Below are 13,593 nucleotides of genomic sequence, written 5' to 3'. Positions count from 1 at the left end.
CGACTCATTGGATGGTCGGCTCTTTGTTTGGGCCTCTCCTCACGTCCAGGGGACGGGGCGAGACCTCGATAGCCGGGGACTTTGTTGTGTCTCTCCGCCGGATATTCTGTGGAATAACTTGTACCAAGAATAAGCCGAAGCCAAGCGCTAATTCTAAAGTTCAATGTTGCGACGCAAGGTCAACTGGTATTACGTATTCCAATTATTTTGTATTTGGCATACCTATTCTGGTATACTTAATACTTCATAATGTACGTCGGCATACGTTATTAATCAAACCATTGGGCACAAAGCCTTTTCTCCCGCCGGTCCGCCCGGCTGCCACCCACCGGATCGGGCCTGTCAGCGTGCGGGTCTCAGTCAATGCGGCGCGTGCGGCCGACGCAAGCCGAGCGCGACGAATACATGGGCATACGTACTTCGCCCGATTTCGCCCCGAAACCGCCCACTTTGCTGCCATATTGTTGCGGTGCAACACGGGCGTGAGGAAGCTTGCGGTGGATTCCGGCGACCCTGACCCACGCCTCCGCCCGGTTCCGCGCGCGAGATCGGGACCGCGCCCTCCCCTGCCGCCCGCGCCGGGTCGCGGCGCGGAATCGTTTTTGCTAGGAGTCACCCGAATGGCTCCCGTGCCTGCAACGGCGCGAAACGGAGCGACCCACCTCCCGTCCCGACCACGGGACACCAAGGAGACATTGCCCAAATGACCAGCCGCGTGATTCCGGTGGCGCCCTTCACCCTCACCGTCTTCGGGGCGACCGGAGACCTTGCCCGCCGCAAGCTCATTCCGGCGCTCTTTCACCGCGACCTCGACGGCCAGATCCCCGACGATGCCACGATCATCGGCGTCTCGCGCCGCGCGCTGAGCGATGACCAGTTCCGCGCCTTCGCCCGCCAGGCGCTCAGCGACCACATCCCGGCCAGCGAGCTGGAAGGGCCGGAGGTCGAACGTTTCCTCGCCCGGCTGTCCTATGTCGCCGCCGATGCCGACGCGGAGGCCGGATGGGCCGAGCTGGCGCAGCGCGTGAGCGCGTTCCCGGAGCATATCCCGGTCTATTATCTCGCCACCGCCCCGCATCTGTTCGGACCGATCTGCGAGCGCCTCGGCAAATACGGCCTCGCCGAGAATGGCCGCGTGGTCATCGAGAAGCCGATCGGCAAGGATCTGAAGTCGGCCGTCGCTCTCAATGAGCAGATCGGCCGCATCTTCCCGGAAGAGCGCGTCTACCGCATCGACCATTATCTGGGGAAGGAGACGGTGCAGAACCTGATGGCGCTGCGCTTCGCCAATGCCCTGTTCGAGCCCTTGTGGAACAACGCCCATATCGACCATGTGCAGATCACGGTCGCCGAGGCGCTCGGCGTCGAGGAGCGCGCCGGCTATTACGACACCGCCGGCGCGATGCGCGACATGGTGCAGAACCATATCCTCCAGCTGCTCTGTCTCGTGGCGATGGAGCCGCCCGCCTCGCTCGACGCCGATGCGGTGCGCGACGAGAAGCTGAAGGTGCTGCGCGCCCTCAAGCCGATCGACGACCAGAACATGGCCGCCGTCACCGTGCGCGGCCAGTACCGCGCCGGCGCCTCGGCGGGCGGGGCGGTGGCCGGCTATCTCGACGAGCTCGGCTCCTCCACCAGCAGCACCGAAACCTTCGTCGCCGTGAAGGCGGAGGTGGAGAACTGGCGCTGGGCCGGCGTGCCCTTCTATCTGCGCACCGGCAAGCGGCTCGCCTCGCGCGTTTCCGAAATCGTCGTCGGCTTCAAGCCGGTGCCGCATTCGGTGTTCGACGCCAATGTCGGGCCGATCGAATCGAACCGCCTCGTCATCCGCCTGCAGCCAGACGAGGGCGTGAAGCTGTGGCTAATGATCAAGGATCCCGGCCCCGGCGGCATCCGCCTCACCCATGTGCCGCTCGACATGAGCTTCGCCAAGGCGTTCAAGGTCCGCAACCCGGACGCCTATGAGCGCCTGATCCTCGACGTGGTGCGCGGCAACCAGACCCTGTTCATGCGCCGCGACGAGGTCGAGGCCGCCTGGAAATGGGTGGACCCGATCCTGCAGGCGTGGCGCAGCGCCAAGGAGCCGCCGCGCCCCTACACCGCCGGCACCTGGGGCCCCTCGGCCGCCATCGCTCTGATCGAGCGCGACGGCCGCACGTGGTTGGAGGACGGCGCCTAAGGGCGCCTGTGGTTGGAAGACGGCGCAAGATGGCGTCTTCGGGCTGAAAGACAGCGCCCCGCCGGGACGTGTGGGCGCTCAATCAGACGTGTGGCGACCGGGCTCCGGTCGTCGCACAACTACCCTATACTCGGGCGGACGGCGCAGCGCGCCGCCATGGGTACAGGAGCCGGCTTTAAGGCCGGCACGAGAGGGAGCACGCAGACGCATGCCGGAACTGCATGAACTGAAGGACAGCGCCGAGGTGGCGCGCGCCGTGGCCGATTTCGTCAGCGCAGCGCTCGCCGCGCGTGTCGCCCGCAGCGGCATGGCCAGCCTCGCGGTTTCCGGCGGGCGCACTCCCACCCGCTTCTTCGAGGAACTCTCCACCCGCGACCTGCCCTGGGACAAGATCGCCATCACCCTGGTGGACGAGCGCTGGGTGCGCGAGACCTCGGACCGCTCCAATGCCCGGCTGGTGCGCCAGCACCTCATCCAGAACAAGGCGGCCGCCGCCAGGTTCGTGCCGCTCGCCAATGACGCGCCGACGCCGGAAGATGGTCTTTTCGCCGTCAACGAGGCGCTGGAGGAGATGTCCTGGCCGCTCGCCTGCGCCATTCTCGGCATGGGCGATGACGGCCACACCGCCTCCTTCTTCCCCAATGGCGACCATCTGGAAGAGGCGATCGACCCCGACGCGGCGCTCGGCCTCATTCCGATGCGCGCCCCCGATGCCGGCGAACCGCGCATCACCCTCACCCTCCCCGTGCTGCTCGGCGCCGACGCGCTCGCCCTGCACATCGAGGGTGAGGCGAAGAAGCCGGTGCTGGACAAGGCGCTGGGCGAGGGCCCGGCGACCGAGATGCCCATTCGCGCCGTGCTGCGGGCCAAGCCCGGGCTCGACATCTTCTGGTGCCCCTGACGCCGGCACCGTCCCCTCCGGCGACCCGCCCGGGCCGCCGGCCACCACTGAGCGGCCGGAATGCCGGCCGCTGACGCTTCTGAGGAGAGCCGCATGGCCCATGCCATCCCGTCCAGCGTGAATGCCCGCATCGGCGAGGTCACCGAGCGCATCGCGGTGCGCTCGCGCGACGCCCGCGCGCGTTATCTGGAGCGGATCGCTCGGGCGGCCGAGCGCGGGCCGACCCGGGCGAAGCTCGGCTGCGCCAACCAGGCGCACGGCTTCGCGGCCTGCGGCCCTTCCGACAAGGCGATGCTGCGCGAGGGCGCCGGTGCCAATCTTGGCATCGTCACCGCCTATAACGACATGCTTTCCGCCCACCAGCCCTATGAAGGCTATCCCGAGCTGATCCGGGCGGCGGCGCGCCGCGCTGGCGGCACCGCCCAGGTGGCCGGCGGCGTGCCCGCCATGTGCGACGGCGTCACCCAGGGCGAGGCCGGCATGGAATTGTCGCTGTTCTCGCGCGACGTCATCGCGCTCTCCACCGCCGTCGCCCTCTCGCACCAGACCTTCGATGCCGCCGTGTTTCTCGGCATCTGCGACAAGATCGTGCCCGGCCTCGTCATCGGCGCGCTCTCATTCGGTCATCTGCCGGCGGTGTTCATCCCGGCCGGGCCGATGACCTCGGGCCTGCCCAATGATGAGAAGGCGAAGATCCGCCAGCTCTTCGCCGAAGGAAAGGTCGGCCGCGACGCGCTGATGGAGGCCGAGAGCCAGTCCTATCACGGGCCGGGCACCTGCACCTTCTACGGCACCGCCAACACCAACCAGATGATGATGGAGATCATGGGCCTGCATCTGCCCGGCGCCTCCTTCGTCAACCCCAACACGCCTTTGCGTGACGCCCTGACCACAGCGGCGGCGGAGCGCGCCATGGCGATGACCGCGCTCGGCAATGACTATGTGCCGGTCGGCCGGATGCTGGACGAGAAGGCGTTCGTCAACGGCATTGTCGGCCTGCACGCCACCGGCGGCTCCACCAACCACACGCTGCACATCGTCGCCATGGCGGCGGCGGCGGGCATCCGCCTCACCTGGGACGATTTCTCCGATCTCGCCGACGTCACCCCGCTGCTCTGCCGCGTCTACCCCAATGGCAAGGCCGACGTGAACCACTTCCACGCCGCCGGCGGCATGGGCTTCGTCATTGGCGAGTTGCTCGCCGACGGCAAGTTGCACGCCGACGTGGAAACCGTGTGGGGCGGCGGGCTCGACGCCTACACGCAGGAGCCGATGCTGAACCCGGACGGCACGCTCGGCTGGCGCGAAGGCACCACGGCGAGCGGCGACGAGGCGGTGCTGCGCGGCACCAAGGCGCCGTTCCAGGAAACCGGCGGGCTGAAGCTGCTCGCCGGCGAGCTTGGCCGGGCTGTCATCAAGACCTCCGCCATCGCCCGCGAGCGCCACATCATCGAGGCCCCCGCCCGCGTCTTCCACAGCCAGGAGGAACTTCAGGCGGCGTTCAAGGCCGGCTCGCTCACCGGCGATTTCATTGCCGTGGTGCGCTTCCAGGGCCCGAAGGCCAATGGCATGCCTGAACTGCACAAGCTGATGCCGCCGCTCGGCGTGCTGCAGGACCGTGGCCACAAGGTCGCGCTCGTCACCGATGGGCGCCTGTCGGGCGCCTCCGGCAAGGTGCCGGCGGCGATCCACGTCACCCCGGAAGCCGCCGATGGCGGCGCCATCGCGCTGATCCGCAATGGCGACATGATCCGCCTCGACGCCGTCAACGGCACGCTGAAGATTCTGGTCGAGCCGGAAATCTGGGCCGAGCGGGCGCCGGCTTCCGCCAATCTCGCCCCCTCGCATGTCGGCGTCGGGCGCGAATTGTTCGCCGCCTTCCGCGCCGCTGTCGGCACCGCCGACACCGGGGCCAGCATCTTCGCGGTGTGAGCGGGGGTCTGAGCGAGTCCTCGGCGCCACAGAGCGCCGTCATCCTGAGGTGCCCGGCCATTGGCCGGGCCTCGAAGGATGGGCATGCTGGCGGTTCGGCCCAATCCTTCGAGGCCGCCTTCGGCGGCACCTCAGGATGACGGCTGCTCTCAATTGAGGTGGCGCCAGCCCCCTCAGTAAAGCGGGCCGATCTTGCCGAGCGGCAGCACGCCGAGCATCACCCGCCCGTCGCGGAAGGCGAAGGGGAAGGAACTCGCCTTCTGTCCGTCCACCGTGGTCGGCATCCCCGCCATCATCATCGCCGGGGCGAGGTTAGCGAGGAAATCGGGCATCAGCCCCGCCTCCGCCATCGCCGCGAACAAAGGCTGCGCCTTCACCACGGCAAGGTCGAGCCGGCCATCGGGGCGGTGCTGCGCGTCGAGGCCGAGTTCGCCCGAGGCGCTGAGCGCGCCCCCGCCGCCGGTCACGCGCGCTAATTGCAGGTTGACCCGCCCGCCGGATTGCTGCCACAGCGCCAGCCGCTCCGCCGCCGGCATGGTGCGGAAGGGCGGCACCTGCGTCAGCGTCGCCTGCATTTCGCCGTCGATTGACTTCGCCGCCAGGGCCGCCGCCTGCGCCATCGCCACGCCGGAGGTGCGGGCCTGCGGGGTGCTCAGCGCCATGCCGCTGGCGCCGGTGAAGCCAAACGCGATGTCCAGCGTGCCCAGGGCCTCGCCGGGATGGTGGCGCACATGCAGTTCCGCATGCCGGGCGGAAAACACCGTCGTGCCGCCCTCGGCGAGCGTGTAGTCATTGGCGGCGATGGAAACGCGCTCGGCCCGTCCCTCGCGGCCGACGCCGCTCACCTGCAGCAGCGACCAGTTGGCGGTGATCTCGCGGCCGGTCGCCGTCTCCGTCAGCACGGAGGGGCCCTCGAACTCGGCGATGATGTGGCGCGGGTTCCACACCTGCGCCACCGCATGGGCGCGGCTCATGCGGGCGGTCCATTCGGCGGGGCCGGCAAAGGTCACGCTGGGGGCGTTGCAGATCAGCTCGAAGCGGAAGGGAAAGCCGCCAAATTCGCGGTTGGCGCAGTTCCACGTCCGCCCTTCGGCGGCCTCGCGCGCGATCCAGGCGTCGATCTCCGCTGATGCCCGCTCAGCGCTCCAGGTCCAGGCGAACGACCAGCCGATGCCGAGCACGACGATGAGCGCGAAAGGCAGCGCGATCAGCCACCGGCGGCGCCGGGCGGCGGCAGGATCGGAGGGGGCGTCGGACACGCTCATGCGGCAACTCCAGGGATCACGGGCGGCGCACGCTCGGCCGTCGATGCGGCGAGCGTAAGGCGGGGCGCCGGGCGGGGTGGACACGGCCGGGGACAGCATCCCTTCTTTAGGGCAGCGACGCCCCTTGCGCCATGCCGCCCGCTCGCGCAAGCAAAAGCCTGTCGTCGCCCTTGGCCGATTCCCGCTCCAGCAGGTGCCCTCCATGTCCGCCGCCGGCCTCCTCGCCCATCCTCCCGCTCCCGGCGAACCGCTCTGGGTGTTCGGCTATGGCTCGCTGATGTGGAATCCGGGCTTTGCCTATGAGGAACGGGTGCCGGGCAAGCTGATCGGTGCGCACCGTTCCTTCTGCGTCAAATCGGTGCACTGGCGGGGAACGCCGGAAAAGCCCGGCCTGGTGCTCGGCCTCGATCGCGGCGGCGCCTGCGTCGGCATCGCCTTCCGTGTGGCGCCGGACGCGGCGGAGGCCACCCTCGCCTATCTGCGCGAGCGCGAGCAGGTGACGAACATCTATCGCGAGGCGGTGCGGCGGGTGTGGCTGAAGGATGGAAGCGAGCGGGCCGTGCCGGCCGTGGTGTTTCTGGTCGATCGCAGCCATGCCCAATATGCCGGGCAGCTCAAGGCCGAGGAGCGGCTGCATCTGATCCGGCAGGGCCACGGCATGGGCGGGCCGAATGCCGACTACGTCACCGCCACCGCCCGGCATCTGGCCGAGCTCGGCATCCGCGATCCGGAACTGCACTGGCTGGTTGAGCGGCTCTGAACGCCGGACGCGCACCGGGCGCGTCCCCGCCGCTCACATCGGGGCAAGCGCGCCGCTTTCGGCGTTGGGCAGAATGCGCAGGTGGATTTCCTGCGCCCCGGTGGCCATGGCGGCACTGCGGGCCTTGGCCCCGGCCGGCCCGGTCCACACCGGAATCCGGCGCGTGCCTTCCATCCGCACCGCGATGGCGACGGCGGCGGGATAGTCGGGCGCCTCCTCGGCGGCATAGACGGAATACATCTGCCGGCGGCCATCCGTGCCGCGCCAGAGCCGGAAGCGCCGCGCCAGCAAACCGCTGGCGCTGAGCGGCCCGGCGTCCTCAAGCGAATCAAAGCGGTGCGTGTCGCGTGTCATCATGGGAACAAATCTAGAACATCTGGTTGCGGCGTCAACTCTGCCTGTGGAGGAATCCGCAAAGATGCTGAAGGTTCCCTTGACAACCCCTCTTACGGCGCCGGCAACCGCCCCGGTTCACGCAGTTGCGATGTCACCGCCGGCCAGGCCCGCACCCCGAGCGAGGCGGCGAGGAACTTCACATATTCGACCGCCAGCAGCCGCAGGCTGGCGAGCGGCGTCGGGCCGCTGCCCTCCGTCCGCCGCGGCACCACCGGATAGGGCACGAGGGTGATTCCCGCCGTGGTGCGGCGCAGTTCCACCAGCGCCCGCGGCATGTGCCAGGCCGAGGTCACCACCAGCAGTGAGCGGAAATGGTTGGCCCGCGCCCATTCTCCGGTCTCGATGGCGTTGCCCTGGGTGTTGAGTGCGGAGCGGCCAAGCTCGACGCAGCATTCCAGCGCCTCGCGCGTCGCCGGCACCGTCCGCACGATCTCGTCGAGCGTGGTGTCGGGGTGCACGCCGGTGATGAGCAGGCGCTTGCCCCGGCCCTCAAGCAGGAGGTTGGTGGCGTCGACAATGCGCTCGGACCCGCCGGTCAGCACCACGATGCCGTCGGCGTGCCGGCCGGCCTGCGCCTCGCGCCCCTCGATCCCGGCGACGAACAGGCCGAAGCCGGCCAGCAGGGCGAGCAACGCCGCCAGCGGCAGGGCGGCGAGGATCCACAGCAGGCGGACCATCCGGCGGCGGGCCGGCCGGGTCGGCGCCTGGGCAGGATCGGAAGGGGAGAGGATGGCCACGGCGCTGCCTAGCTGATGCCGCGCAAGGTGCGGTAGACGGTGAGGCGCGAGGTGAGCGTCGTCACAAGCGCCACCAGCACCGCGACGCCGACTATGCCGCCATAGCCGCGCGCATCGATGGTCATCGCCCCGACAAGCGTGTCGATCTGCTGGTCGAAGCTCAGCCAGGAGGGCAGGGTCGAGCCGAGGAAGAACAGCGCGATCGCCGCCCCACCGCCGATCGCCGCGCCCTTGAGCCCGACGGTGAGGAAATGGCGCTGAAACTCCGACACGATGAAGGTGTCGCGGGCGCCGACGAAATGCAGCACCTCCACCACGAAGCGGGCCGCATCCACCGCCGCGCGGGTGGCCACCGTCACGCACAGCACGGTGGCGGTGGCCACCAGCGCCAGCACGGCGAGCCCGATCGCCATCGCCGTGCCCGTGGTGGTGGCCAGCCGCTCGGCCCAGACCCGGTGGTCGTCGAGGGTAGCGGAAGGCACCTGCTGGGCGAGGTCGGCGCGCAGGGCCGGCAGCGTCTGCGCATCGGCCGTGCCGGCGAGCGTCACCGTGACCAGCCGCGGCACCGGCAGGTTGGCGAGGTCGAGCCCGGTGCCGAGCCACGGCTCCAGCAGCTTGGAGGTCGCGGCGGGGTCGAGCGCCTGCGCGTCCGCCACACCAGGCGTCGCCTTGGCCCGTTCCACCGCCTTGGCGAGCGCGGCCTCGATATCCAGCCCGTCGCCCGGCTTGATCTCGATCGTCACCTCGCGGGCGATGTCGGCCGTCCATTCCGCCGCGACATTGCTCACCGCCGAAACCGCGCCAATGGTGATGCCAGCGAGAAACGTCATGATCGCGATCACCGCGATCAGCGCCCGCCCCGTCACCGTCGCGCTGGGCACGATGGGGCGCTGCGCCGCCGATTTGGTCGGCGCGGCGTGCCCGGCACGCGCGGCCTGCGAGGCGGGCTTGGCCGCCGGCTCGGCGCTCGCGGCCGCCGGCGCGCGCAGACGCCCCGCCATCGCCGCCAGCCGTCCCGATGCCGTGGATCGATGTTCAGTCATAGACGGTCAGGCGTCCCTGATTGATGACGAGCCGGCGCGCGTCGAACTGGTCCATCAGCCCGATGTCATGGGTGGCGATCAGAACCGAGGTGCCGCTCTTGTGCAGTTCGAGGAACAGGCGCAGCAAGCGCCGCGCCAGACTGGGATCGACATTGCCGGTCGGCTCGTCCGCCAGCAGGATTTCCGGCCGGCTGATCAGCGCCCGGGCAATGGCGGCGCGCTGCTTCTCGCCGCCCGACAGTACCGGGGGCAGCACATGCATCCGCTCGCCCAGGCCCACCCATTGCAGCAGCTCGGTCACTTCGGCGCGATAGGTCGCCTCCTCGCGCCCCTGCACCCGCAGCGGCAGGGCGACATTCTCATAGGTGCTGAGATGATCGAGCAGGCGGAAATCCTGGAACACGATGCCGATGCGCTGGCGCAGCGCCGCCGTCTCGTCGGGGGCGAGCTTGGCGGCATCGCGGCCGAAGACGGTGACCAGGCCGCGCGTCGGCCGCAGCGACAGGAACAGCAGCCGCAGCAGCGTGGTCTTGCCCGCACCGGAGGGCCCGGTGAGGAACTGGAAGGAGTGCGGGGGAATGCCGAAGGTGACATCCCGCAGCACCTCCGGGCCCATGCCGTAGCGCAGGCCGACATTTTCGAAGCGAACCAAGACTCAATCCTTCGGCGGAGCGTCCCCCGCTGATTCTGATGCCGCCACCTCTAACATAGCGTGTGCGCGCCGTCGCAAAAGACGGGCATGCCCGGCCGGTAGCGGGAAACCCCGCTGGACGCGCGCGGACGGCCCGTTCATCCTGCCGATGAAGTACAGGGTGCGCCATGCGCGGCGCGAGAGGAAGCCGATGACCGAAGAAAATGCCGCCCCGACGACCACCGACGTCGCCCCCTCCTATCGCGACGCCCGGATCGAGGTGCTGTTCAACGCCGAGACCATCGCCGCCCGCAACCGCGAGCTGGTGGAGGAGATCGTCGCCGCCGCACCGGAAAAGCTGGTGGTCATCGCGGTGCTGAAGGGCAGCTTCGTCTTCGCCGCCGATCTCATCCGCGCCATGCACCATGCCGGGCTGGCGCCGGAGGTGGAGTTCATCACCCTGTCGAGCTATCGCGACGCGCGCGTCTCGTCCGGGCAGGTGACGGTGCTGCGCGACATCGAGACCGATGTGCGCGGGCGCGACGTGCTGCTGATCGACGACATTCTCGAATCCGGCCGCACCCTCGCCTTCGCCAAGGACCTGCTGGCCGCGCGCGGCGCCCGGCGGGTGATGGTCGCCGTGCTGCTGGAAAAGCCGCACAAGCGCGCGGTGCAGATCACGGCGGACTTCGTCGGCTTTCCCTGCCCGGACTATTTCGTCGTCGGCTATGGCATGGACGTCTCGCATGCGTTCCGCCAGTTGCCCTTCATCGGCTACATCCCCGAGGCGGAGAAATAGGCGCCGGCCCCTATCACAACGCCGAGTCCGTCGTCATCCCGGCACGGAGTGGCCGGCCGGGATGACGGTTCGGCGAGCCGGCGGGCCGAATCAGAAATCGCGCAGCAGACGCTCGAGATAGTCGAGTTCGAGGCGCGGCCGGTCGGGCTCGCCGAAGCGGCGGCGCAGCTCCTCCAGAACGCGCCGGGCGCGTTGCATGTCGATCTCTTCCGGCACCTTCACCGTGTAGTCGTCGCCATAGTCGCGCGAGCGCATCGGCCGGCCGAGCGGATCGGTGCGCTCGGCGGTCTGGCCGGAAGGGCCGCCCGGCCCCTCGCCCCCGGGCTGGCCCTGCTGTTGCTGCATCGCCTCGGCCATCTGCTGGGCGCCGCGGCGCAGCGCCTGCAGCGCCTCGCTCTGCGCATCGACCGCGCCGGTGCCATCGCCCTCGCCAAGCGCCTGCTCGGCCTCGCGCATCGCCTGCTCGGCCTGGGCGAAGCCGCCCTCGCCGGGCATGCCCTGCCCCTGCCCCTGCCCCTGCCCCTGCCCCTGCCCCTGCCCCTGCCCCTGGCCGCGCCCTTGGCCCTGCTGCTGGCCCTGGCCCTGCCCTTGCTGGCCTTGCTGGCCCTGGCCCTGCTGGCCCTCGCCATTCTCGCCTTGCTGACCCTGCTGGCCCTGCTCGCGCATCGCCTGCTGCATCTTCTCGCGCAGCTGGCGCAGCTGCTCGCGCAGTTGCTCCTGGCTCTGCTTCAGCTCGTTGAACGCCTGGTCCTGCTGGCCCTCGCGCCCTTCCTTGAAGGTGCGGTCGCGCAGCTGCTGCTGGCGGCGGATCATGTCGCCGAGCTGGTCCATCGACTGCGACATCTGGCTCTGGCCCTGCTGGCGCTGCTGCTGCCGGCCGGCCTGCAGGCCGTTCAGCATGTTCTGCAGCTCGCTCAGCATCTGCCGCGCCGCGTCGCGGGCGCCGTTTTTCGCCATGTCCTCGATGCGGTCGAGCATCTTCTGCAGGTCCTGCGGGCGGACCGTGCGGGTGTTGGGGTCCATCGGCTGGTTGGCGTCGGCGCGGTTCTGGTTGCGCTGCGCCTCCTGCGCCAGCGCCTGCATGAACTCGTTCATCGCCTCGCGCAGTTCCTGCGTCAGCCGCGCGATCTCCTCGTCGGAGGCGTTGTTCTCCAGCGCGTTCTGCAGCGCCTGCTGGGCATCGCGCAGCCGCTTCTCGACATCGGAGAGGTCGCCATCCTCGATGCGGACCGCCACTTCCCAGAGATAATCGACCACGCCGCGCAGATCCTCGTCGCTGCGGGCATTGGCCAGCCGAAACGAGGCGGTGCGCAGGCCGATATAGTGCGAGGGATCGGGGGTGAAGGCCTCAGGCGCGATCGACAGCGCGTCGAGCCCCGCCTGCACCCGCTCGCGCTTGTTGGCGTCGAGCGCGAGGATGCGTCGCTCCTCGATCAGCGCCCGCGCCAGCGGGTTGGAGAAGCTGCGCTGCGGCAGGGTGAGGCTGCGCGGCACGGACTGGCCGACATTGCCGGCCTGGTCGCGCGCCACCAGCGTCAGCGTCACCCGGGTGCCGGCCCACGGATTTTCCGTGAAGTCCTTCGTCGTCTGCCCGCTCGCCGCCTTGGAGCGGCCGCCGACCAGCGGCAGCGGGAAGTTCGGCGCTTCCACCAGCGGGCGGGGCTCGGCGGGCTTCGGCGCGTTCTTCAGCCCGTGCAGCGGCGGGGGCGGCGGCAGAGCCGCAAAGCGCGCCTCGGCGCCGGCGATGCCGTAATCGTCCTCGGCCCTGTAGCTCAGCGCCAGCGCGTTATTGCCCGAGGCCTGCGGCTCCTTGGTCAGCTCGATGGTCGGCGGGTTGTCCGGCTGGGCACGGAAATGCCAGGACACGAAGCGCCCGTCCGGCCCCTCGATGCGGGCCGCGCCATCGGTGGCGATGACAAAGCGGCGCTCGTCGCCGGTGGTGGCGGCAGCGGTAGGAGTCGGCCCGCCCGACGTCGCCGGCGTCTCGCCCTCCTTGGGCGGCGCGGCGGCGATGCCGCCCTGCGTCACCAGCCTGGCGTCCTCCAGCCCGATGATCCGCACCACCAGCTCGCTGTCGGCCGGCACGGTCATCGCGCTCGCCTCATAGGACGAGCCGGCGGCGGGATCGGGAGTGCCGGCGGCATCGGCCTGCGCCAGTTCCTGCGAGCGCAGGCCCGGCAGCATGATGGGCGCGCGGCCGGTATAGCCGGGGGGCGTCACCCAGGCATCGACGCGGTAGGGCTTGGGCGGCACCAGCTCGGCCCAGTCGAAGGCGGCGGCGATGCGGCGCAGATGCTCGCCCGGCACCATGAAGAAGGTGGCGATCACCCCCAGCAGCACCAGCGCCCGCAGCGCCTGCCCATCCTTGGCGGCGACGCCCGGCGCCGGCAGGCCCACCTTGAAGCTGCCGATCTGCGCCGACATCCGCGCCAGATGCGCCCGCCACAGTGCGGCGCCGATGGGATCGTCGGGCTTGGAGGCGAGATGGTCGGACAGCGCGGTGGCCGGACGGTGCGGCAGATAGCTTTCGCGGTCGAGCCGCGCCAGCGCCTCGCCGGCGGAAGGCGGCCGGATGCGGAAAGCCGGCACCAGCGCCAGCGCGAACAGCGCGGCAAAGATCACAAGCCCGATGATGCGTCCATAGGGCGGCAGCGACAGCCACAGGCCGAGCCAGGAGGCGATCAGGAAAACGCCGAGCGCAGCCCCGAGCGCCACCATGGCGGGCCAGACGCGCTCCCACAGCAGCACGCCCCAGGCCCGCTGCAGCGCGGCGCCCATTTGGTGCTCGGCAGCCCGGCGCTCGCCGGCCCGCGCCGTCTCGGCGCGCACGCCAGCGGCCGCAGCCGGGCGGCCCTCGCCTTCCGTTCCATCCGGTGTTGCCGTCACGCGGCTGACCTCCGACGCTCTCAGGTCCACACCAGCCCCAGCGTCACCTTAACATGGGCAAACC

General features: G+C 69.8%; 11 protein-coding genes. 5 read left to right on the top strand and 6 right to left on the bottom strand.

What is annotated here, in order from left to right:
- Nucleotides 1–703: 703 nt before the first annotated feature.
- The 3 genes from zwf to edd all read left to right on the top strand — a co-directional run bounded on the left by zwf (nucleotide 704) and on the right by edd (nucleotide 5,012).
- Nucleotides 704–2,179 (top strand): glucose-6-phosphate dehydrogenase, encoded by a 1,476-nt coding sequence (gene zwf, locus BLO63_RS15695; protein ID WP_091442402.1) that lies wholly within the window; start codon nucleotides 704–706, stop codon nucleotides 2,177–2,179.
- A 208-nt stretch (nucleotides 2,180–2,387) separates the two neighbouring features.
- The gene (gene pgl / locus BLO63_RS15690; protein ID WP_091442399.1) at nucleotides 2,388–3,080 is read left to right on the top strand and encodes a 6-phosphogluconolactonase; all 693 of its coding nucleotides are present in this window, start codon (nucleotides 2,388–2,390) and stop codon (nucleotides 3,078–3,080) included.
- A 93-nt stretch (nucleotides 3,081–3,173) separates the two neighbouring features.
- Nucleotides 3,174–5,012 carry a phosphogluconate dehydratase gene (gene edd, locus BLO63_RS15685; RefSeq protein WP_091442397.1) on the top strand — a complete coding sequence of 613 codons (1,839 nt, stop codon included), beginning with the start codon at nucleotides 3,174–3,176 and terminating at the stop codon, nucleotides 5,010–5,012.
- 173 nt (nucleotides 5,013–5,185) lie between these two features.
- On the opposite strand, the gene BLO63_RS15680 is transcribed toward edd, so the two are convergent.
- Nucleotides 5,186–6,277, bottom strand: a complete 1,092-nt coding sequence (locus BLO63_RS15680; protein WP_091442394.1) for a DUF2125 domain-containing protein — start codon at nucleotides 6,275–6,277, stop codon at nucleotides 5,186–5,188.
- A 202-nt stretch (nucleotides 6,278–6,479) separates the two neighbouring features.
- Between BLO63_RS15680 and BLO63_RS15675 the strand changes: the two genes are divergently transcribed.
- Nucleotides 6,480–7,037 (top strand): gamma-glutamylcyclotransferase, encoded by a 558-nt coding sequence (locus BLO63_RS15675; protein ID WP_091442391.1) that lies wholly within the window; start codon nucleotides 6,480–6,482, stop codon nucleotides 7,035–7,037.
- Between the two features lie 33 nt (nucleotides 7,038–7,070).
- Here the strand turns inward: BLO63_RS15675 and BLO63_RS15670 are convergent, their stop codons facing one another.
- The 4 genes from BLO63_RS15670 to ftsE form a co-directional block, all read right to left on the bottom strand.
- On the bottom strand, nucleotides 7,071–7,394 hold the full coding sequence (locus tag BLO63_RS15670) for a hypothetical protein (protein ID WP_091442389.1): 324 nt from the start codon (nucleotides 7,392–7,394) through the stop codon (nucleotides 7,071–7,073).
- Between the two features lie 89 nt (nucleotides 7,395–7,483).
- The gene (locus BLO63_RS15665; RefSeq protein WP_091442386.1) at nucleotides 7,484–8,170 is read right to left on the bottom strand and encodes a YdcF family protein; all 687 of its coding nucleotides are present in this window, start codon (nucleotides 8,168–8,170) and stop codon (nucleotides 7,484–7,486) included.
- A gap of 8 nt (nucleotides 8,171–8,178) precedes the next feature.
- Entirely contained in the window at nucleotides 8,179–9,213 is a 1,035-nt protein-coding gene (locus BLO63_RS15660) for a cell division protein FtsX (protein ID WP_342028881.1), read from the bottom strand.
- Nucleotides 9,206–9,865, bottom strand: a complete 660-nt coding sequence (gene ftsE / locus BLO63_RS15655) for a cell division ATP-binding protein FtsE (protein ID WP_091442379.1) — start codon at nucleotides 9,863–9,865, stop codon at nucleotides 9,206–9,208. Before ftsE ends, BLO63_RS15660 begins: the two co-directional genes overlap by 8 nt.
- Before the next feature lie 190 nt (nucleotides 9,866–10,055).
- Here ftsE and hpt point away from each other — a divergent pair, with 190 nt between their 5' ends.
- Nucleotides 10,056–10,643 carry a hypoxanthine phosphoribosyltransferase gene (gene hpt, locus BLO63_RS15650; protein ID WP_091442377.1) on the top strand — a complete coding sequence of 196 codons (588 nt, stop codon included), beginning with the start codon at nucleotides 10,056–10,058 and terminating at the stop codon, nucleotides 10,641–10,643.
- 90 nt (nucleotides 10,644–10,733) lie between these two features.
- On the opposite strand, the gene BLO63_RS15645 is transcribed toward hpt, so the two are convergent.
- Entirely contained in the window at nucleotides 10,734–13,529 is a 2,796-nt protein-coding gene (locus BLO63_RS15645; RefSeq protein ID WP_091442374.1) for a TIGR02302 family protein, read from the bottom strand.
- Between the last annotated feature and the right edge of the window lie 64 nt (nucleotides 13,530–13,593).

It is taken from the genome of Ancylobacter rudongensis, assembly GCF_900100155.1.
In the GTDB taxonomy this organism is placed as follows: domain Bacteria; phylum Pseudomonadota; class Alphaproteobacteria; order Rhizobiales; family Xanthobacteraceae; genus Ancylobacter; species Ancylobacter rudongensis.
The sequence above is the reverse complement of the archived record's forward strand: the minus strand, read 5'-3'. Positions and strand labels throughout refer to the sequence as shown.

Excerpts from the sequence above, each read along its gene's own strand:
- BLO63_RS15680 (WP_091442394.1), bottom strand. The coding sequence starts at position 6,277 with ATGAGCGTGTCCGACGCCCCCTCCGATCCTGCCGCCGCCCGGCGCCGC.
- BLO63_RS15670 (WP_091442389.1), bottom strand. The coding sequence starts at position 7,394 with ATGATGACACGCGACACGCACCGCTTTGATTCGCTTGAGGACGCCGGG.
- BLO63_RS15675 (WP_091442391.1), top strand. The coding sequence starts at position 6,480 with ATGTCCGCCGCCGGCCTCCTCGCCCATCCTCCCGCTCCCGGCGAACCG.
- BLO63_RS15660 (WP_342028881.1), bottom strand. The coding sequence starts at position 9,213 with ATGACTGAACATCGATCCACGGCATCGGGACGGCTGGCGGCGATGGCG.
- pgl (WP_091442399.1), top strand. The coding sequence starts at position 2,388 with ATGCCGGAACTGCATGAACTGAAGGACAGCGCCGAGGTGGCGCGCGCC.
- hpt (WP_091442377.1), top strand. The coding sequence starts at position 10,056 with ATGACCGAAGAAAATGCCGCCCCGACGACCACCGACGTCGCCCCCTCC.
- zwf (WP_091442402.1), top strand. The coding sequence starts at position 704 with ATGACCAGCCGCGTGATTCCGGTGGCGCCCTTCACCCTCACCGTCTTC.
- edd (WP_091442397.1), top strand. The coding sequence starts at position 3,174 with ATGGCCCATGCCATCCCGTCCAGCGTGAATGCCCGCATCGGCGAGGTC.